Annotated in this window: 17 protein-coding genes and 1 pseudogene; 16 read left to right on the forward strand and 2 right to left on the reverse strand. The window is 41.4% G+C overall.

Annotation, left to right across the window (positions count from 1 at the left end):
• The first annotated feature begins 33 nt into the window (after positions 1-33).
• The 13 genes from rny to hfq all read left to right on the forward strand — a co-directional run bounded on the left by rny (position 34) and on the right by hfq (position 15,869).
• Positions 34-1,599, forward strand: a complete 1,566-nt coding sequence (gene rny / locus ACVHUV_RS11705) for a ribonuclease Y (protein ID WP_462084693.1) — start codon at positions 34-36, stop codon at positions 1,597-1,599.
• Positions 1,600-1,687: 88 nt separating this feature from the next.
• On the forward strand, positions 1,688-2,482 hold the full coding sequence (locus tag ACVHUV_RS11710) for a TIGR00282 family metallophosphoesterase (RefSeq protein WP_317941595.1): 795 nt from the start codon (positions 1,688-1,690) through the stop codon (positions 2,480-2,482).
• 91 nt (positions 2,483-2,573) lie between these two features.
• Entirely contained in the window at positions 2,574-2,843 is a 270-nt protein-coding gene (locus tag ACVHUV_RS11715; protein WP_317941594.1) for a stage V sporulation protein S, read from the forward strand.
• A 245-nt stretch (positions 2,844-3,088) separates the two neighbouring features.
• Complete coding sequence (gene miaB / locus ACVHUV_RS11720; protein WP_317941593.1) at positions 3,089-4,639, forward strand: tRNA (N6-isopentenyl adenosine(37)-C2)-methylthiotransferase MiaB; 1,551 nt, start codon at positions 3,089-3,091, stop codon at positions 4,637-4,639.
• Complete coding sequence (locus tag ACVHUV_RS11725) at positions 4,639-5,073, forward strand: YlbF/YmcA family competence regulator (RefSeq protein WP_317941592.1); 435 nt, start codon at positions 4,639-4,641, stop codon at positions 5,071-5,073. Before miaB ends, ACVHUV_RS11725 begins: the two co-directional genes overlap by 1 nt.
• Before the next feature lie 117 nt (positions 5,074-5,190).
• Positions 5,191-5,715, forward strand: coding sequence for an outer spore coat protein CotE (gene cotE, locus ACVHUV_RS11730; RefSeq protein WP_371390062.1), 525 nt, complete (start codon positions 5,191-5,193; stop codon positions 5,713-5,715).
• Between the two features lie 214 nt (positions 5,716-5,929).
• The gene (gene mutS / locus ACVHUV_RS11735) at positions 5,930-8,497 is read left to right on the forward strand and encodes a DNA mismatch repair protein MutS (protein WP_462084694.1); all 2,568 of its coding nucleotides are present in this window, start codon (positions 5,930-5,932) and stop codon (positions 8,495-8,497) included.
• A 124-nt stretch (positions 8,498-8,621) separates the two neighbouring features.
• Complete coding sequence (gene mutL / locus ACVHUV_RS11740) at positions 8,622-10,544, forward strand: DNA mismatch repair endonuclease MutL (RefSeq protein WP_462084695.1); 1,923 nt, start codon at positions 8,622-8,624, stop codon at positions 10,542-10,544.
• Positions 10,545-10,587: 43 nt separating this feature from the next.
• Complete coding sequence (gene glpK / locus ACVHUV_RS11745) at positions 10,588-12,081, forward strand: glycerol kinase GlpK (RefSeq protein WP_462084696.1); 1,494 nt, start codon at positions 10,588-10,590, stop codon at positions 12,079-12,081.
• A gap of 17 nt (positions 12,082-12,098) precedes the next feature.
• Positions 12,099-13,748, forward strand: a complete 1,650-nt coding sequence (locus tag ACVHUV_RS11750; protein ID WP_462084697.1) for a glycerol-3-phosphate dehydrogenase/oxidase — start codon at positions 12,099-12,101, stop codon at positions 13,746-13,748.
• 1 nt (position 13,749) lies between these two features.
• Positions 13,750-14,655, forward strand: coding sequence for an alpha/beta fold hydrolase (locus tag ACVHUV_RS11755; RefSeq protein ID WP_462086903.1), 906 nt, complete (start codon positions 13,750-13,752; stop codon positions 14,653-14,655).
• The gene (gene miaA, locus ACVHUV_RS11760) at positions 14,652-15,614 is read left to right on the forward strand and encodes a tRNA (adenosine(37)-N6)-dimethylallyltransferase MiaA (RefSeq protein WP_462084698.1); all 963 of its coding nucleotides are present in this window, start codon (positions 14,652-14,654) and stop codon (positions 15,612-15,614) included. The genes ACVHUV_RS11755 and miaA overlap by 4 nt, the downstream gene beginning before the upstream one ends.
• Positions 15,615-15,644: 30 nt before the next feature.
• Complete coding sequence (gene hfq, locus ACVHUV_RS11765) at positions 15,645-15,869, forward strand: RNA chaperone Hfq (RefSeq protein ID WP_317941587.1); 225 nt, start codon at positions 15,645-15,647, stop codon at positions 15,867-15,869.
• 162 nt (positions 15,870-16,031) lie between these two features.
• On the opposite strand, the gene ACVHUV_RS11770 is transcribed toward hfq, so the two are convergent.
• Positions 16,032-16,640 (reverse strand): trimeric intracellular cation channel family protein, encoded by a 609-nt coding sequence (locus ACVHUV_RS11770; RefSeq protein WP_462084699.1) that lies wholly within the window; start codon positions 16,638-16,640, stop codon positions 16,032-16,034.
• A gap of 139 nt (positions 16,641-16,779) precedes the next feature.
• Here ACVHUV_RS11770 and ACVHUV_RS11775 point away from each other — a divergent pair, with 139 nt between their 5' ends.
• Positions 16,780-18,048 (forward strand): methionine gamma-lyase family protein, encoded by a 1,269-nt coding sequence (locus tag ACVHUV_RS11775; protein ID WP_462084700.1) that lies wholly within the window; start codon positions 16,780-16,782, stop codon positions 18,046-18,048.
• Between the two features lie 50 nt (positions 18,049-18,098).
• Here ACVHUV_RS11775 and lexA read toward each other — a convergent pair.
• Positions 18,099-18,718 (reverse strand): annotated as a pseudogene (gene lexA / locus ACVHUV_RS11780) (transcriptional repressor LexA).
• A gap of 203 nt (positions 18,719-18,921) precedes the next feature.
• On the opposite strand from lexA, the gene yneA reads away from it, so the two are divergent.
• Positions 18,922-19,227, forward strand: a complete 306-nt coding sequence (gene yneA / locus ACVHUV_RS11785; RefSeq protein WP_371389957.1) for a cell division suppressor protein YneA — start codon at positions 18,922-18,924, stop codon at positions 19,225-19,227.
• Positions 19,227-19,892, forward strand: coding sequence for a YneB family resolvase-like protein (locus ACVHUV_RS11790; protein WP_462084701.1), 666 nt, complete (start codon positions 19,227-19,229; stop codon positions 19,890-19,892). Before yneA ends, ACVHUV_RS11790 begins: the two co-directional genes overlap by 1 nt.
• Positions 19,893-19,943 lie beyond the last annotated feature (51 nt).

Genomic DNA, 19,943 nt, shown 5'->3' on the forward strand with positions numbered 1-19,943 from the left:
AAACGAATAAGAAAAGCAGGAGGAGGTGAGCTGATGCCAGATCTCATCATGAACATCATCTCCGCCTTGTTTGGTCTGTTCGTCGGTGCAGTTGTTATCTATTTAGTTATCAAAAAGGTGAATGAATCAAAAGTGACGGGTGCCAAAAATTCAGCTGAACAAATCGTTGAAGAGGCGAAACGTGAAGCGGATGCGATGAAAAAAGAGGCATTGCTTGAAGCGAAAGATGAAAATCACAAACTGAGAATTGAAGCGGAATCGGAAATCCGTGAAAGAAGGGCGGAACTGCAAAAACAGGAAAACCGTCTTTTGCAACGGGAAGAAAATCTTGACCGCAAGGATGATGCTCTCAATAAACGAGAAGCGGGACTGGAGCGCAAAGATGATGCGCTTACCAGTAGACAACAGCATATTGAACAGATGGAACGCAAGGCGGAAGAACTTGTTGCTACACAACAGACCGAACTTGAAAGAATTTCAGCTTTGACAAGAGAAGAGGCGAAGCGCGTCATCTTGGATGAAGTTGAAAACGAACTTTCTACAGACATTGCGGTCATGACGAAAGAATCAGAGCAACGTGCAAAAGAGGAATCCGAAAAGAAAGCTCGAGAAATCCTTTCCCTTGCATTACAACGTTTTGCGGCGGATCATGTTGCAGAGACAACCGTGTCTGTGGTGAATTTACCGAACGATGAAATGAAAGGTCGTATTATCGGTAGAGAAGGTCGGAACATCAGAACGTTGGAAACCTTAACGGGTATCGACTTAATCATTGATGATACGCCAGAAGCAGTCATTCTTTCAGGCTTTGACCCTGTCCGTCGGGAAACAGCGAGACTTGCACTAGAGAAGCTTGTTCAAGACGGAAGAATCCATCCGGCTCGGATTGAGGAAATGGTCGATAAAGCGCGTCGGGAAGTCGATGAATTGATACGTGAAAAAGGAGAGCAAACGACATTCGATGTCGGTGTGCATAATCTCCATCCAGACCTTATCAAGATACTCGGTAGACTTCATTTCCGGACAAGCTACGGTCAAAACGTCTTGAAACATTCAGTCGAAGTCGCCTATTTGTCAGGACTCCTAGCAGCTGAGCTTGGAGAAGATGTAACCCTTGCAAGACGTGCAGGATTGTTACATGACATTGGTAAGGCGATTGACCATGAAGTGGAAGGGAGTCACGTACAAATTGGTGTCGAATTGGCCATGAAGTACAAAGAACACCCTGTCGTGATCAATAGCATCGCGTCACATCATGGAGATGAAGAAGCGACTTCTGTCATTGCAGTATTGGTAGCAGCTGCAGATGCCCTATCAGCAGCTAGACCAGGTGCGAGAAGTGAAACGCTTGAGAACTACATTCGTCGATTGCAGAAACTCGAAGAAATTTCCGAGTCTTATGAAGGCGTAGAGAAATCATTTGCCATCCAAGCAGGGCGCGAAGTTCGCATTATTGTTCGCCCAGACCAAATTGATGATATTACAGCGCATCGTTTGGCACGTGATATTCGAAAGCGGATTGAGGAAGAACTCGATTATCCAGGACACATAAAAGTGACTGTCATTCGGGAAACTCGCGCAGTCGAATATGCAAAATGATCCAATGACTCCTGTCCAGCACGGTGCAGGAGTCTTTTCTTTTTGTGTGAATCTGTCAATTTAAAGACAAATAGGAAGAGGTAGTAAAATGAAAGTAGTGTTTATTGGTGATATAGTAGGATCGATTGGAAGAGACATGGTTTTTGATCATATTGCACGTCTTCGCAGAAAATACAATGCAGATGTCGTTATTGCGAATGGAGAAAATGCTGCTTCTGGAAGAGGCATCACAAAAGCGATTTTTGATGATCTACTCCGAGCGGGTGTAGATGTTGTGACAATGGGCAATCATACATGGGATCAAAAAGAGATTTATGACTTTATTGACGACACGGATTATTTAATACGTCCTGCGAATTTTTCTGACGAAGCACCAGGAAAAGGAATGACTACGATATCGAAAAATGGCGTAACGCTATCCGTTATTAATCTACACGGACGTACTTTCCTGCCGCCTCATGCTGATCCGTTTGAGAAAGCCGAAAAGCTATTGGAAGAAGCACATGCTATTTCTCCTTTAGTATTTGTCGATTTTCATGCAGAAGCGACGAGTGAAAAGATTGCAATGGGTTGGCACTTGGACGGCAAGGCATCTGTAGTTGTTGGGACACATACACACGTACAAACTGCAGATGAACGCATTTTACCCGGAGGAACAGCTTATTTGACAGATGCAGGCATGACGGGACCTTACGATGAAATTCTTGGCATGAAAAAAGAGGATGTCATTTACCGTTTTAAAACAAATCTTCCAGTTCGTTTTGAAGTGCCTAAAAAAGGTCGTGGCCAATTAAATGGCTTGTATGTTGAAATTGACAACCAATCCGGTAAGGCGTTATCGGTCGAACGAATTATGATTAACGAAGACCATCCATTCGAATGAGGAAGTTGCGTCTAATTATCTCCTTGCGTTCATAAGATGATGTATGGATTAATACATTCCATAGACATCGTGAAAACAAGGAGGAAACATGGTGAGTCCATTAAAAGTATCATCCCGCTCTAATCCCAATTCCGTCGCAGGAGCACTTGTAGCGGTTATTCGAGATCAAGGGTATGCAGAAATGCAAGCGGTCGGTGCTGGTGCATTGAACCAAGCGATTAAAGCAGTAGCAATTGCAAGGGGGTTTGTTGCACCAAGCGGAAGCGATCTTGTATGTGCTCCTGCATTCACAGATATTGAAATTAATGGCGAGGGACGGACAGCTTTGAAACTGTTAGTTGAAAAACGGAAGAACCGTTAAACAGTTTGATTGAGCCAGCAATTGACCGAAATGCGAATACAATTTGTACTGACCACGGACGCAACAAGTCCGTGGTTTTTATTAAGAAAACAGTTGGATGTAAAAGATTGATTGAACTGTCACATAGTTGTCGTAATCAATTTAAACGAATGGACGCCTTCACTACAAAGTGTGCAGAAGTTCATGTATAATGGAAGTCAAGTCTGTTCAATTCCCACGAGGTTTGAAGAAAGGGGAAGGAAGTCATGAATGAAGAACAACGCCTACAATCAGGCAAACTAAAACCACTTACAGGATCTACACAGGAGACTGGAGAAAAAGATTATAGTAAATACTTTGAAACGGTTTATACCCCACCGTCCTTAAAAGAAGCAAAGAAACGTGGTAAAGAGGAAATCAAATACCATGACGATTTTAAAATTGATGAACGCTTTGCTGGTATGGGGAAAGGACGTAAATTTTACATCCGTACATACGGCTGTCAGATGAATGAACACGACACGGAAGTAATGGCTGGTATTTTTACAAGTTTAGGATATGAACCGACAAATACCGTTCAAGATGCAGACGTTATTTTATTGAATACTTGTGCAATCCGTGAAAATGCCGAGAATAAAGTGTTCGGTGAATTAGGGCATCTGAAGCCTTTGAAATTGGAAAGACCTGACTTACTCATCGGTGTGTGTGGTTGTATGTCCCAAGAAGAATCTGTTGTGAATAAAATTCTTAAAACCTATGACCAAGTAGATATGATTTTTGGGACGCATAACATCCATCGACTGCCAAATATTTTACACGAAGCGTATATGTCCAAAGAAATGGTCATCGAAGTATGGTCGAAGGAAGGGGATATCATTGAAAACCTTCCAAAAGTCCGTCACGGAAATATTAAAGCGTGGGTCAATATTATGTATGGCTGTGATAAATTCTGTACGTATTGCATCGTCCCTTATACACGTGGAAAAGAACGAAGCAGACGCCCTCAAGACATTATCCAGGAAGTACGACACCTTGCTGCGCAAGGATACAAAGAAATCATGCTCCTTGGCCAAAATGTCAATGCTTATGGAAAAGACTTCGAAGATATTGACTATCGACTTGGTGATCTAATGGACGATTTACGGACCATTGATATTCCGCGGATTCGATTTACAACAAGTCACCCAAGAGATTTTGATGATCATCTCATTGAAGTGCTCGCAAAAGGCGGTAACTTACTAGATCATATCCATTTGCCGGTACAATCCGGTTCGAGTGATATCCTGAAAATTATGGCACGTAAATATTCGCGCGAACATTTCTTAGAGCTCGTTAAGAAAATCAAAGCTGCTATTCCAACTGTAACACTAACAACCGATATTATTGTAGGTTTCCCGAACGAAACAGAAGAACAATTTGAAGAAACGCTTTCTTTATATAAAGAAGTGGGCTTTGAAATGGCGTACACATACATTTACTCGCCTCGCGAGGGGACACCTGCAGCCAAGATGGTTGACAACATTCCAATGGAAGTGAAGAAGGAACGTTTACAGCGATTAAATAAACTCGTGAATGAAATGTCTGCAGAAGCGATGAAATCATATGCAGGTAAAGTCGTCAAAGTGCTCGTCGAAGGGGAAAGTAAAAAGAATCCGGACGTTTTGGCTGGTTATACTGAAAAAAATAAACTCGTTAATTTTAAAGCTCCCCGCGATGTGATTGGACAAATTGTCAATGTAAAAATTACGGAAGCCAAAACGTGGTCGCTAGACGGCGAATTCATTGGTGTCGTAGAAGAGGATAAGGTGATGTCATAATGGAAAAGATGTATACAAAAGAAGAGATTATTGAAAAGGCAAAAGAAATTGCACATATGATTGCCAATACGGAAGAAGTTGAGTTTTTCAAGAGAGCAGAAGAACAAATTAATGAAAACCAAAAGATCCGTGAAAAAATTGCTAGTTTAAAATCATTGCAAACACAAGCAGTCAATTTCCAAATGTATGAAAAAGAAAGAGCGCTCGGCATCATAGAGAGTAAAATTGAAAAGATTCAAGAAGAAATTGATGGTGTACCAATTGTGCAGGAATTTAAACAGTCACAAGTGGAAGTGAACGGACTTCTTCAGTTGGTGACAAATACGATTGCCAATAATGTCACAAATGAAATTATTGAATCTACAGGCGGAGATGTTTTAAAAGGAGAAACAGGTTCTTACGTAAAAAGTAAACAACATAAACCATTAGCATAAAGCTGAAAAATCGGTGAGGATAAATTCCTTGCCGATTTTTTTCACTTTCTGGGCTCTTGTTGCATAGGATAAATAGAAGTCAATGAAGGAGGAAATGAACTGAAGAATTTACGACAGATTGTAACGAAGGCAGTTATCGCAAAAGGGAAGAAACGGACGGAATCGAATGTTTCATTAAAGCCGCCTAACAACCCTTCCAGTATTTTAGGGTGTTGGGTCATCAACCACACGCATCAAGCGAAAAAAGTAGGCGGCTACATTGAAATCAACGGTAAGTTTGATGTCAACGTCTGGTACTCACATCATGACCACTCAAAGACTTCCGTCTACTCGGAATCCGTGCCGTATAAGGACCGTATTAAACTGCACTATCGTGACGAGCCGACGTCAGGGCAAGAAGAGATTATCGTAAGTGTTGTGCAGCATCCGAATTGTACAGAAGCACTCATCTCAGAATGTGGCGAGAAGTTCATTATTAAAGTCGAAAGAGAATTGGTTGCTGAAATTGTCGGGGAAACAAAAGTTTGCATCACGGTACATCCTCATCAGTTTGAAGAAGAGTGGTCATTTAAAGAAGAATCCTCTTCGCATGAGCCAGAAAACATTCAGCAAGAGAAAAAGGGCAAAGACTCACCATTTTAAGCCGGGGGATTAATCCGGCTTTTTTTTATTGAGCAAAGCATGTAAACGAATTTTATTGGAAGTGGATTATATAGGATATTTATTCGTTCAACGATACGCTTCCGAATAATTCTTTATTAGGAAGCATTGCCAGCATGAAATTATCCGCTTTGTTTCTGTGTAGGAACATGTTTTGTTATAATAAGAGGAAATACAAGAGCAGTGAGGTTACAGAATGACAACATATACACCAATGATCCAACAATATTTACAAGTGAAAGCGGAATACGAAGATGCATTTCTGTTTTTCCGTCTAGGCGACTTTTATGAAATGTTCTTTAATGATGCACTTGAAGCATCTACCATCCTCGAAATTACGTTAACGAGCCGAGACGGGGGTAGTAAAGATAAAATACCGATGTGCGGGGTGCCTTTCCACTCTGCCCAAGGATACATTGAAACACTGGTACAGAAAGGTCATAAGGTCGCTATATGTGAACAGACAGAAGATCCTAAAGCGGTTAAAGGAATTGTAAAAAGGGAAGTCGTGAAAGTCATCACACCTGGAACAATCATCGAAGGAAAGTCAATCGATGCAAATTCAAATCACTATATCGGAGCAGCCGATCAATTGGCCGAAAACCAATTTTCTCTTGCCTACTTGGATTTGGCAACGGGAGAAGGGAACGTTGAACTCATAACAGGCGATGAAAGAACATTGATTAGCGAAATTGAAGCACTTGGAATGAAAGAGATTGTCGTGAGAGAACGGCTTCATTTATCGTTAAATGAACACATCTCCAAGCGGAATATTGTCCTATCCATGGATAACGGTGAAACGGATACGGATGTAAAACATTTGTTTCAATCGATTCCAAGTAATTTAACGGAAGCGTGTGAAACGCTCATTTCGTATTTACAGCGTACGCAAAAATCTGCTTTGGAACATTTACGACCTTTTGCATACATACAAAAGTCAGCAAAACTATCCATCGATGCAAACTCAATGCGTAACTTAGAACTTGTTCAATCGATTCGAAACGGGACAAAAGAGGGGACGCTATTCTGGTTGTTGGACGATACATCCACTGCAATGGGTGCTAGGAAATTGCGAAGTTGGATTCATCAGCCACTAGCAGACAAGGAACTTATTGAAAACAGGTTGTCCCTTGTCAGTAGTTTGCTAGAAGATTATTTTTTAAGAGATGAGTTAAAGACTGCCTTAAAAGAAGTATATGACCTCGAACGATTGGCAGGACGAATTGCTATGGGGAATGCAAGCGGAAGAGATCTTGCTCAATTGAGAAATTCTTTACGTAAAATTCCGTTGCTCAAGCAAGTACTAGCTCATGCAAATGAAACAAATCTTCAGCAATATGCGCAACAAATTGATGTATGCGAAGAAGTTCTTACGATCTTGGAAGCTTCAATTGCAGAAAACCCTCCACTCTCTGTGAAGGAAGGCGGAATGATTAAAGATGGCTTTCATGCACAGTTAGACAAATATCGTGATGCATCAAAAAATGGTAAAGAATGGCTCGCTCGGTTGGAAAGAGAGGAAAGAGATCGGACAGGCATCAAAAACTTGAAAATCGGGTACAATCGAATATTCGGCTATTTTATTGAAATTACCAAGTCTAATATTCATTTGGCAGACTTGAGTCGCTATGAACGTAAACAAACGCTCGCCAACGCTGAACGATATATTACAGCAGAGTTAAAAGAAAAAGAAGAGCTAATTCTGAATGCTGAAGCAGATGGCCAAGAGTTGGAATACACATTATTTTGTGAAGTACGAGAAGAAATGAAAACACACATCCGAAGAGTGCAATTGCTCGCAAGCGTATTGTCCGAATTGGATGTGTTAGTAGCATTCGCGACAGTATCTGAAAAATACCGATTTGTTAAACCACAATTTCATAGCGGTCGCGCATTGGAAATAAAAAATGGTCGTCATCCTGTCGTAGAAAAAATGATGGATCAGTCATTATACGTGCCGAATAACTGCATGTTGACGGAAACGGAGAACATGCTACTCATTACCGGACCAAACATGTCGGGGAAAAGTACATTTATGCGACAAGTTGCATTGACCGTCATCATGGCACAGATTGGTTGCTTTGTTCCGTGCGAATCTGCCAAGCTGCCAATTACCGATCAAATCTTTACGAGAATTGGAGCAGCGGATGATCTTGCTTCAGGTCAAAGTACGTTTATGATGGAAATGATGGAATCGAGATATGCCATCGCAAATGCAACAGAGCAGAGTTTATTGTTGTTTGACGAAATTGGTAGGGGTACATCCACATATGATGGCATGTCGCTGGCGCAAGCGATGATGGAATACATCCACCATGAAATTGGTGCAAATACGCTCTTTTCGACACACTATCATGAATTGACGAAGTTGGATGTAGAATTAAATCGACTAGTAAATGTACATGTGGCGGCAATGGAACAAGAAGGTCGTGTCGTATTCTTGCATAAAGTGATGGCAGGAGCGGCAGATAAGAGTTACGGAATTCATGTTGCACAACTAGCAGGTTTGCCGGATTCAATCATTGACCGTGCGAAAAAACTGTTAACAGTATTTGAGAGTACAGAGCAGCCAAAAGTTGAAAACGATGATTCAGCTCAACTATCATTTTTTGATTTGAAGGAAGAAACGTCCCCATTGGCTGAGTCGGCAAAAAAGACGCACTCAGTCCTCGAAGAAGTGAAACAAGCTGATTTGATGAATCTGACGCCGATGCAGGCGATGCAAATGATTCTAGATTGGCAACAGAAATTAAAAATGAAATAAGATAAGCTTGATCATTGGCTGAAAATAACAGCCAGTGATAAATGTCGATTGATAAATAAATTTACTAAGTGCGAGCCTCCTTCAGTCATAGGAGTAAACGATCAAATTGAAAAGGAGGGGTAAAGTGGATGTCATATCAGTGATGGACGATACGTTGTCCAATAAAATTGCTGCAGGTGAAGTAGTCGAACGTCCTGCCTCCATTGTCAAAGAACTTGTGGAGAATTCAATTGACGCTGAGAGTACTGTCATCGAAATTGCTTTAGAAGAAGCAGGACTTACATCAATCCGTGTAACAGACAATGGTAAGGGTATGTCTGCACGGGATGCTGTGGTCGCTTTTGAACGCCATGCAACGAGCAAAATTTCAAATGAGCATGATTTGTTCAGAATTCGGACACTCGGTTTTAGAGGAGAAGCTCTCGCCAGTATCGCATCCGTCTCAAAAGTGAGTTTATGGACGTCTGATGGCGAAACGGAAGGGACGGAAGTGCAAATAGAAGGGGGGACGGTCGTTAAACAATCCAATGCCGCCTACCGGAAAGGGACCGATATGACGGTTGCCCAACTGTTTTATAATACGCCTGCACGTCTTAAATATATGAAAACTATACAAACAGAACTTGGTCATACAATCGATCTTGTGAATCGACTTGCCATTAGCCATCCGCATATATCTTTTAAGTTAATGCATCATAGCCAAGTTCTACTACAAACAGCCGGCAAAGGCGATCAAAGAAGAGTGCTCCATGATATTTACGGAACTGCGGTAGCTAAAAAGATGGTCCCTTTCCACGGGGAAAATGCCGATTTTAAAGTAAGTGGCTTCGTCACACTTCCCGAAATGACAAGGGCTTCGAAAAATTATATGACGCTCATTGTGAATGGACGATGGGTCAAAAGTTACGCAGCAAACCAAGCGGTATTGGACGGTTTACATACGTATTTACCAATTGGACGGTTTCCAATCAGTGTTGTAAATGTTGAAACGGATCCTTTTCTGACCGACGTCAATGTACATCCATCCAAGCAACATATTCGATTGAGTAAAGAAGCAGACTTGTTTGCTCTCATTAAAACTGCTGTCCATGAAGCAGTGAAAAAAGCAATCATCGTCCCTGAAGCAATTAAACGACAGGTCATTCAACAACCTCCTTCAGAACAAGTGACGATGTGGAACGACATGAAGCCTACTCAAACAACTATGAAAGAAATGCATCATCAAGTCGACAGAGAAGAGAAGAAGGAAAGTTTGACAGTTCCCGATAACCTAGAGGTACATTTTGAAAAAGACGTACACAGTAAACAAGAGATTGAACAAGCTGATTCAGTGAAGCAAGCTCAGACAATATTTGAGCAACCATTCCCGATGAAAGAGTCTACTGTTGAAGAAACGATTCATACTAGACAGTTGGAAGAGCAAATCGAGCCACCTCAACAAACGGATGTAAAGATGGACAAAAGATTTCCATCTCTTGTTCCGGTAGGGCAAGTTCATGGAACGTATATCGTCGCACAAAACGAAGATGGTTTTTATTTAATTGACCAACATGCTGCCCAAGAGCGCATTAAATATGAGTTTTTTAGGGATAAATTAAGTAGACCGCAAGAAGACGAACGTCAAATGTTATTAATGCCGCTCATTTTTCATTATTCTGGGGATGAGCGTGTGAAAATAGAAGAAAATATCCAAGCATTACATGATGTAGGCGTCTTTCTTGAAGAGTTTGGCCCTTCATCTTATACCGTAAAAGAATATCCTGCTTGGTTCCCTGCGAACGAAGCGACGACCCTTATCGAAGAGTTGATTGAACAAGTACTTGAAACGCAACGAACAGACATCGGTAAGTTGCGAGAAGAGACAGCAATTATGATGAGTTGCAAAAAATCAATTAAAGCAAATCATTATTTGACGTTTGCAGATATGGAGAGGCTATTACATGATCTTTCATTAGCCGAAAATCCCTATACATGTCCGCACGGAAGACCTGTACTGATCCACTTTACAACTTATGAAATTGAGAAGATGTTTAAACGGGTAATGTAAGGCGTATACGTTCCATCATTGATTGAAGAGGAGTGAAGGTAAAATGGGAGAGTTCATCTTATCGATTGACCAAGGGACAACGAGTACACGAGCGATATTATTTGATCGGCAAGGCAAAATTGTTCATACTGCACAGCGAGAGTTCAAGCAAATTTTTCCACAGCCTGGCTGGGTGGAACATAATGCAAGCGAAATATGGGGCTCTGTATTATCGGTCATCGCATCTGTCTTAACAGAGAGTGGTAACCAACCCGAATCAATTGACGGGATCGGTATCACCAACCAACGCGAAACGACAGTCATATGGAACAAACATACCGGGCAGCCGATTTACAATGCAATTGTTTGGCAATCAAGGCAAACCCAACAGATTGTAGATCAATTACGCAATGACGACTGTGAAGATCTAATTCGACGTAAGACAGGTTTGCAACTCGATCCTTATTTTTCTGGAACGAAAGTAAAATGGATTCTCGACCATGTGGACGGAGCGAGAGCGCAAGCTGAAAAAGGCGAATTGCTTTTCGGAACAATCGATTCATTTCTTATTTGGAAACTATCTAATGGCAAAGCTCATGTAACAGATTACTCCAATGCTTCACGAACGATGCTCTTTAATATTCACGAACTACAATGGGATCAGGAGCTTTGTGAAATGCTGGATATACCAATGGCTATGCTTCCTGAAGTACGGATGTCTTCGGAAATTTATGCAGACACAGATGCATCCATTTTTTTCGGTGCTGAAGTGCCAATTGCAGGTGCAGCAGGCGATCAACAATGTGCGCTGTTTGGGCAAGCGTGCTTTCATGAAGGGATGGCAAAAAACACGTATGGAACAGGTTGTTTCATGCTTCTGAACACTGGTGCTGAACCCGTCCAATCGGATAACGGCTTGCTGACAACGATCGCATGGGGAATCGATGGCAACGTGACGTATGCACTTGAAGGGAGCGTGTTTGTTGCAGGTTCAGCCATCCAGTGGCTAAGGGACGGTTTGCGAATGATTCAAAAAGCAGAGGATTCAGAGCGGTATGCAAACAAAGTGGCATCTACAGATGGTGTATATGTCGTCCCTGCTTTTGTTGGACTTGGTACGCCTTATTGGGATTCGGATGCAAGAGGTGCAATATTTGGGTTAACACGAGGGACAGAAAAAGAGCATTTCATACGTGCAACCGTTGAAGCATTGGCCTACCAAACAAAAGATGTCCTACTGACGATGGAAAAAGATGCACAACGATCCATTGACATTTTGCGTGTAGACGGAGGGGCTGTGGCGAACGAGTTTCTCATGCAATTTCAAAGCGATCTATTACAAATTGATGTAGAGCGATCGGCATATTTGGAAACTACGGCTTTAGGCGCTGCCTATCTGGCCGGATTAGCTACTGGATTTTTTGAATCGAGTGAAAAGGTTGAGGCGTTGTGGGAAAAAGAGAAGACCTATTCACCAAAAATGGATACAGCTACACGTGACGAATATTATGAAGGTTGGAAGAAAGCGGTAGAAGCGACACGTTTGTTCAAGCTTTGAAGAGGAGGAGAACAAAAATGTTATCAGCGATTACAAGACCTAAAGTGAAACAATTCATGGGCAACTATCAATTTGATTTACTCGTCATCGGGGGAGGAATAACCGGTGCAGGAATCGCACTAGACGCTGTGACAAGAGGGTTATCAGTCGCTCTTGTGGATATGCAGGATTTTGCTGCAGGTACGTCCAGTCGATCTACAAAACTAGTGCATGGTGGATTACGGTATTTAAAGCAAATGGAGTTAAAAATCGTTGCTGAAACAGGGCGGGAACGTGAAACGGTGTACCGCAATGCACTCCATGTCACTACCCCTCAACGCATGCTTCTTCCTTTTCATAAAGGAGGCACATTCGGCAAACTGACGACATCGGCAGGTTTGCTCGTATATGACAAGTTAGCGGGTGTAAAAAAAGACGAACGCCGTGAAATGTTAACGGCAGAGCAGGCACTTGAAATGGAACCGTTAATAAGGGAAGATGGCCTCCTAGGTGGAGGGCATTATGTGGAGTATCGGACGGATGATGCAAGACTAACAATCGAAGTGTTGAAAAAAGCGTCTCAAAAAGGTGCATTGTGCCTGAATTATATGAAAGTGCAACGGTTCCTCTATCATAAAGGCAAAGTGATGGGTGCTGAAATCGTTGATACGTTAACAGGCGAATCAATGGATGTACATGCATCTGTTATCGTCAATGCTACGGGTCCATGGGTGGATGAAGTGCGGGCGAAGGATGAAGTTTCAAATCGCAAACGGCTTAAATTGTCTAAAGGAATTCATATCGTGCTCGATCAATCCATCTTTCCGTTACGGCAAGCCGTCTATTTTGATTCACCTGACGAACGAATGATTTTTGCGATTCCTCGTGGAAATAAAGTATATGTGGGTACGACAGACACATTTTTTGATGGTGACCGGGCAAATCCTTCTGCGACAGAAGAAGAAATTAATTATTTGCTAGAAGCCCTGCTGTACATGTTCCCATCTGTAGGAGTGAAGAGAGAAGATGTGGAATCCACGTGGGCTGGTGTTCGACCACTTATTTATGAAGATGGCAAAGATGCAACTGAAATTTCTCGGAAAGATGAAATTTGGGAGGCTTCTACAGGTTTATTGACGATTGCAGGCGGCAAGCTGACAGGCTACCGGAAAATGGCGGAAACCGTTGTGGATCAAGTCGTCAAACGATTTTCGAACACATCTTTCGGTCCATGCGTGACAGAGTATCTACCTCTATCAGGAGGTGAATTTGATAACGAAGAGCACTATCAATCTTTTATTGAAAGTAAATCGAATGAAGCACAATTGTATGGATTAACGAAAGAAGAAGGTAGGCAGCTCGCATCATTGTATGGAACGAACGTCGATGTCGTTTTCAATTACGTCACCGCAACGAAAAATGATCCTCATCAATTACCGGCACGTTGGAAAGCCGAAATCCTTTACGCGATCCATTATGAAATGGCGATGACCCCAGCTGACTTTTTTGTTCGTCGTACAGGTGATCTGTATTTTAATATCAGGCAAGTGAAACAGTATCGTGAAGAGGTCGCTTCTTATATGGCCGAATTGTTAACGTATGAAGCAGAAGTATATGAAAAACTGCTCACTGACCTTGATGAACGCATTATAGAAGCTGTAGGCAAAGGTGGAGAAATAGTTGAATGAAATGACAATTTCAACGTCTGATAACGTTAAGCTCCATACAATTGAAAGCCGTCCGAACAAAACACCAATTGGGCACATCCATATTTTGCATGGTATGGCAGAGCATATAGGTAGATATGAAGGCTTTATCGCTGATCTCGTATCCAGTGGTTATGTTGTAACGGGCCACGATCATCGAGGACATGGTAAGACAGCCGACTTAAACGGTAAACTTGGCCACTTCGGGGACCAAGTGGACTTTGATCGAATTGTGAAAGATGCATTCGAAGTCATTCAGTTGTATCGATTAAAATTTTCTGATCTGCCTTTCAGTTTACTCGGACATAGCATGGGTTCCTTTATTGCAAGAAGGTATGCTCAACTGCATGGAAGTCATCTTGACAAATTGATTTGCGTTGGGACGGCTGGAGACCCTGGTGTAAGTCGTATTGCGGGCGTTGCTCTTGCAAAAATGAGAGGTCGCCTAAGATCATTCGCTCAAACAGATTACGTCATTAATCGATTAGTATTTGGTCGATACAATCAATTGATCAGAAATCCGAAAACTTCCTTCGATTGGCTTTCAGCAAATGAACAAAATGTCGAATCGTACATTAATGATCCATATTGTGGATTTGTACCGACTACTGGATTTTTCAACTGTCTATTTGATGGATTAAAGAAAATACATCAACCTGAATTTGTAAAACAGGTTCCTTCTGACTTACCAATCTTATTAGTATCCGGTTCAGATGATCCTGTAGGTTCGAACAGCAAAGCCGTGTTGCAAGTTGGCCAGCAATTCGTACAACAGGGTGTAACCGATGTAACCGTCATGCTATACGAAGGAAAGAGACATGAAATTTTGCAAGAAGACAATCGTTTGGATGTATTTAACTTCATAAAGGAATGGATTACAAGAACATGAATGAATCATCGTTGGTCATTGCAATCGTTGGGCCCACTGCTTCAGGCAAAACTTCTTTAAGTGTAAAACTGGCGAAGTCGCTTGATGGGGAAATCATCAACGGAGATGCGATGCAAGTTTATAAAGGTTTGGACATTGGTACGGCGAAAATCCGTCCAGAGGAAATGGAAGGAATCCCTCATCATTTATTTAATCTGAAAGATCCGACTCAATCATTTTCAGTCGCTGAATATCAGTCTGTTGTACGCAATTGTATTGATGACATCCAAGGTCGAGGGAAGCAACCGATCATTGTAGGAGGTACGGGCCTGTACATCCAATCTGTGCTTTTCGACTTTCGTTTTACGGAGGAAGGGGCTAATCCTGTTGTACGGGAGAAGTTAGAAAAAGAATTGGAGAAGGATGGTGGGGCAGCACTACTTTATGAACGCCTCGTCAAACTAGACCCAGTAAGTGCAAAAAAGATTCATCCGAACAATCACCGTCGAATCATACGAGCGTTAGAGATAATCGAGGTGACCGGCAAAACGAAAGAGTCACAAGAGCAAGGTAAAGGACAATCGGTTGTTTACGATCATCTTCTTATCGGTTTGGACATTGAACGGAAAACGTTGTACGAGCGAATCGATGACCGTGTCGATGAAATGATTCGACAAGGTTTAGTAGATGAAGCAAGGGGATTATGGAATACGAACGTCCGTAATGTGCAGTCTGTCCAAGCAATTGGTTACAAGGAGTTGTACGATTACTTCGAAGGCAAGATGACACTTGAAGAATCGATCGATGCCATAAAAAAACATACACGAAACTATGCAAAACGGCAAATGACCTATTTTAGAAACAAAATGACCATTCATTGGTTTGATGCATTAGCCAATCAGCAAAAATGTATAGATGAAATTTTAGCGATTATGAAGGATTTTGAACACTCAAAATCGAATAGTGAGAGTAAGCACTAGAAATATAGAATGTACTGGAGGCTGGGGTGTATGGCACAAGGAAACATGCAAGAAACATTTTTGAATGCTTTACGGAAAAACAATACGTTTGTAACGGTTTTTCTTTTGAACGGTTTTCAATTAAAAGGACTCATCAAATCGTATGATAATTATACCGTTCTGCTAGAATCTGAGGGAAAACAGCAATTAATTTACAAACATGCGATCTCAACATATGTTCCAATTAAACCTGTTCAACTAAAAGACCAGGAATAATCAACATCTGACACGAGGAAAAGTGAAATTGAGTGTTCTCAATTCCACTTTTCCTCGTTCTTTTTATAGAATCAGTAAGCAACTATATATTGTGTTGAGCTGATATTTGCTCGCCTTTGAGTTTGAAGAACTATACACTTATGTGGATCTTCAAGATGTTTGTTATTGTTCATTCGTAACCTTTCCATGTGGAAGCTTCCAGTTGAATAAAAAAGAGAGGATACGTAACGTGGCGGTTGCTACAAGTAAAGCATACAAGGCAAGATCATTTTTGTAAAACCCGATTGCAACAATGAAACCAGCAGCTGCAGCCCACACTGCGTAAATATCATCTTTAAAGATTAATGGTTTACGCCCCGCAAGAACATCTCGGATGACACCGCCTCCTGCTCCAGTCAAAACTGCTGCAACCATTACAGCCGCAATAGAAAGGTCCATCTTTACAGCGAGCATCGCTCCTTGAATCGCAAAGGCTGCTAAACCAATTGCATCGAAATAAGTGCCCCATCGATTCCAATGGCTAATGACAGATTTGGAGAAATAAAAAATTAACAAAATGGACAACGTTGCGACGCCGAAAAGGAAATTCTGATCCCATAACACAGATACGGGAACACCTATTACGACATTCCGTAATGCACCACCACCAAAAGCGGTGACCATCCCTAATATGTAAACACCAAAAATATCGTAATCTTCTTCTAACGCAACGAATGCTCCTGAAATCGCAAAAGCAACCGTACCAATAAAGCTAAATACTTCCCAAGCCAATGAATTCCCTCCCTAAACTAAAACCTCTCATAGTATATACGATTCCTACGTAATTTTCTAATGGCGATTCATTCTTGAACTATTTCCTCAGACTGATAAGATAATGAGGGGACTACACGTAGGAAAGAGGAAATCAATTATGTTAATTGAGCAATTTACTGAAGAAATCGAAGACCGAGCGGAGAAGATTGAAGAGGACATCCAAACCTATTTTAAAGCTGCCGAGAAAGTGGCTTTCCATAACCAACGTAAAGTGTTAGCGGCATTTAGAAAAAATCGCGTCAGTGACTTTCATTTAACGGGTTCGACCGGATACGGGTATGATGACGATGGACGGGATGTGCTGGAACAGGTGTATGCAGATGTCTTTGGGGCAGAGGCATGCCTTGTTCGAAATCAAATTATTTCTGGTACACATGCAATTTCATTGAGCCTATTCGGAGTACTTCGCCCAGGTGATGAATTACTCTATATCACAGGCAAGCCTTATGACACATTAGACTCTATCGTGTCAGGGGGAGATGAAGATACAGGCTCGCTTTCCGATTACGGCATTACTTATCAACATGTACCATTGACTGAAAATGGTTCTGTTAATTTTGAAGAAGTGAAAAAAGCGATTCATGCAGCTACAAAAATGATTGGCATTCAACGATCAAAAGGCTATGCAGACCGTCCATCGTTCAGCATTGCTGAAATTAAGGAAATGATTGCTTTTGTAAAAGGAATTCGCGAAGATTTAATCGTTTTCGTCGATAATTGTTATGGAGAATTTGTGGAGAAGCAGGAACCGGTTGAAGTAGGAGCCGATTTGATGGCTGGTTCACTGATAAAAAACCCTGGCGGAGGGCTTGCGAGAACTGGTGGTTATATTGCAGGTCGGGCAGACTTAGTGAAGAAATGTGCGTACCGGATGACTTCTCCTGGAATTGGTGCGGAAGCGGGGGCGTCACTTGATACTTTATTAGAAATGTATCAAGGTTTCTTCTTAGCACCTCATGTCGTGAGTCAGTCGGTGAAAGGTGCGTTATTTACAGCAGCTTTTCTAGAAAGTTATGGATTTGATACGACACCACATGTCTCCAATCCGCGAACAGACCTCATTCAATCTGTCAATTTTACAACCGCTGAACAAATGATCGCTTTTTGTAAAACGATTCAAGAAAACTCGCCGATCAATGCGCATTATTCGCCAGAACCTTCATACATGCCTGGCTATAGAGATGATGTCATTATGGCTGCTGGGACGTTTATACAAGGATCCAGCATCGAACTGACGGCTGATGGCCCGATTCGACCGCCTTATACAGCGTATATTCAAGGTGGTTTAACATATGAACATGTAAAAGCGGCAGTTATGTCTTCCATGCAAAAATTACTACTCGATCAGATGATTCAACCAAAATAATAGAAAAGAGGATGTCCATTGTCGGTAGCGACTCGGACATCCTCTTTTTATTAATGAATTTGACGATAGACGCCCACAACTTTTCCGAGTATGGAAACGTGATTGACGATGATTGGTTCCATCGATTCATTTTCAGGCTGTAAGCGGAAGTAATCCTTTTCTTTGAAAAACCGTTTGACTGTCGCTTCATCTTCTTCTGTCATTGCGACAACAATTTCACCATTCGTTGCAGTATGTTGCTGTTTTACAACAACGTAGTCTCCATTTAAGATCCGGCTTCAATCATACTGTCTCCAACAATTTCAAGCATGAACAAATTATCATCAGAGGCACCATATGTATCAGGTAAAGGGAAATATTCTTCAATATTTTCAATCGCAGTGATGGGAAGACCGGCAGTAACTTTTCCGACAAGTGGAACATGTAGGACTCCGCCTTTCATCGAATCAAGTCCCTCAGGATCCAATATTTCAATTGCTCGCGGTTTTGTAGGGTCCCTACGAATATAGCCTTTGCTTTCCAATCTTGCTAAATGTCCATGGACAGTTGAACTAGAAGCTAATCCGACAGCCTCTCCGATCTCCCGCACGGAAGGAGGATATCCTTTCAATTTCACTTCATCTTTAATGAAATCCAAAATATCCTGTTGCCTTTTCGACATTTTTTTCATCTTTCCACCCCTCCATTTTTACGTAAAAAAGAATGTACTCTTGTACGAACAGAAATTCGTAACCAATGTTATTTCTTATCATAAGTATAACAGGTGTTCGGATGTTTAGCAAACAAAGGTTCGAAAGATTTGTTGACATGCGAAAAAACCTGTCCTATAATGGGAACAAGTATTCCGAACAAACATTCTTGGAGGGGTTAAATGTGACGCTAGTTAAAAAATACGGCTACATACTTTCAATTATCTTACTAAGTTCGACATTCACTTTATTCTTTGTTTTAAAAGAAACACAAGAGAGTACAATTGTTGAAGTAGAAGTTGTGCAAGGGGACACGCTATGGGGATTGGCACAAAAACATAGACCGAACGAAAAGCCAGACAAGTGGATTAAAGAAGTGATGAATTTAAATAATATGCATTCTACTTTGATAAAAAGCGGAGATACGCTAAAATTACCAGGAACGATACAGTCTACGGACGACAATCTAACGGAGTTGGCAGGTGAATAATGTTGACATCTCAATTGAAGACTTGTGTCCTTTATTGCAGAGTAAGTACTGAAAAAGATTCACAAGAAGCTTCATTGGCTAGACAAGAAGAGGAACTTCAACAACTTGCTAAGAAGATGAACCTGCAAGTAGCCCATGTTTTTAAAGAAAAGCATAGTGGTTTTGATATGGATCGTGAAGGATTATTGGATTTACTAGACTGTATCCGAAATGAGGCTATCGATACGCTTTTAGTACAAGATGAAACAAGGCTTGGTAGGGGAAATGCAAGAGTTGCAATTTTACATCTTCTTATGAAAATGAATACGACTGTCATTACAAACCATGATAGCGGTCCAATGAAATTAAACGAGATGGATCACATGCTGCTTGAGATTTTAGCGATTGTTGAAGAATACCAACGAAAGCTTCATAACGCTAAAATACGTAGAGGCATGAAACGTGCTGTGCGTGATGGTTATCGGCCAGAAGATAATTTAAAAAACAAAGGGAATGTAGAAGGACGAGAGCGAATTGACGTTCCTTTGACAGAAATTGTGTCCTTACGCAAGAAAGGACTCACTTTTGAAGAGATTGCTGGTGTATTACGAGGACTTGGCCACAACGTGAGCAAAGCGACTGTACATAGACGATATAAAGAATATGAAGTTGAGCAGGAAGGCTGATAAAATGCACTTCCTGCTTATTTTGATTACTAAACAATGAAGAGTGTTCTG

This window comes from Sporosarcina saromensis (assembly GCF_054901285.1).

Coding starts and splice junctions, on each gene's coding strand:
- ACVHUV_RS11790 (WP_462084701.1), top strand. CDS start 19,227: ATGTTGACATCTCAATTGAAGACTTGTGTCCTTTATTGCAGAGTAAGT.
- ACVHUV_RS11750 (WP_462084697.1), top strand. CDS start 12,099: ATGTTATCAGCGATTACAAGACCTAAAGTGAAACAATTCATGGGCAAC.
- mutS (WP_462084694.1), top strand. CDS start 5,930: ATGACAACATATACACCAATGATCCAACAATATTTACAAGTGAAAGCG.
- glpK (WP_462084696.1), top strand. CDS start 10,588: ATGGGAGAGTTCATCTTATCGATTGACCAAGGGACAACGAGTACACGA.
- ACVHUV_RS11710 (WP_317941595.1), top strand. CDS start 1,688: ATGAAAGTAGTGTTTATTGGTGATATAGTAGGATCGATTGGAAGAGAC.
- ACVHUV_RS11755 (WP_462086903.1), top strand. CDS start 13,750: ATGACAATTTCAACGTCTGATAACGTTAAGCTCCATACAATTGAAAGC.
- miaB (WP_317941593.1), top strand. CDS start 3,089: ATGAATGAAGAACAACGCCTACAATCAGGCAAACTAAAACCACTTACA.
- hfq (WP_317941587.1), top strand. CDS start 15,645: ATGGCACAAGGAAACATGCAAGAAACATTTTTGAATGCTTTACGGAAA.
- ACVHUV_RS11775 (WP_462084700.1), top strand. CDS start 16,780: ATGTTAATTGAGCAATTTACTGAAGAAATCGAAGACCGAGCGGAGAAG.
- ACVHUV_RS11725 (WP_317941592.1), top strand. CDS start 4,639: ATGGAAAAGATGTATACAAAAGAAGAGATTATTGAAAAGGCAAAAGAA.
- miaA (WP_462084698.1), top strand. CDS start 14,652: ATGAATGAATCATCGTTGGTCATTGCAATCGTTGGGCCCACTGCTTCA.
- rny (WP_462084693.1), top strand. CDS start 34: ATGCCAGATCTCATCATGAACATCATCTCCGCCTTGTTTGGTCTGTTC.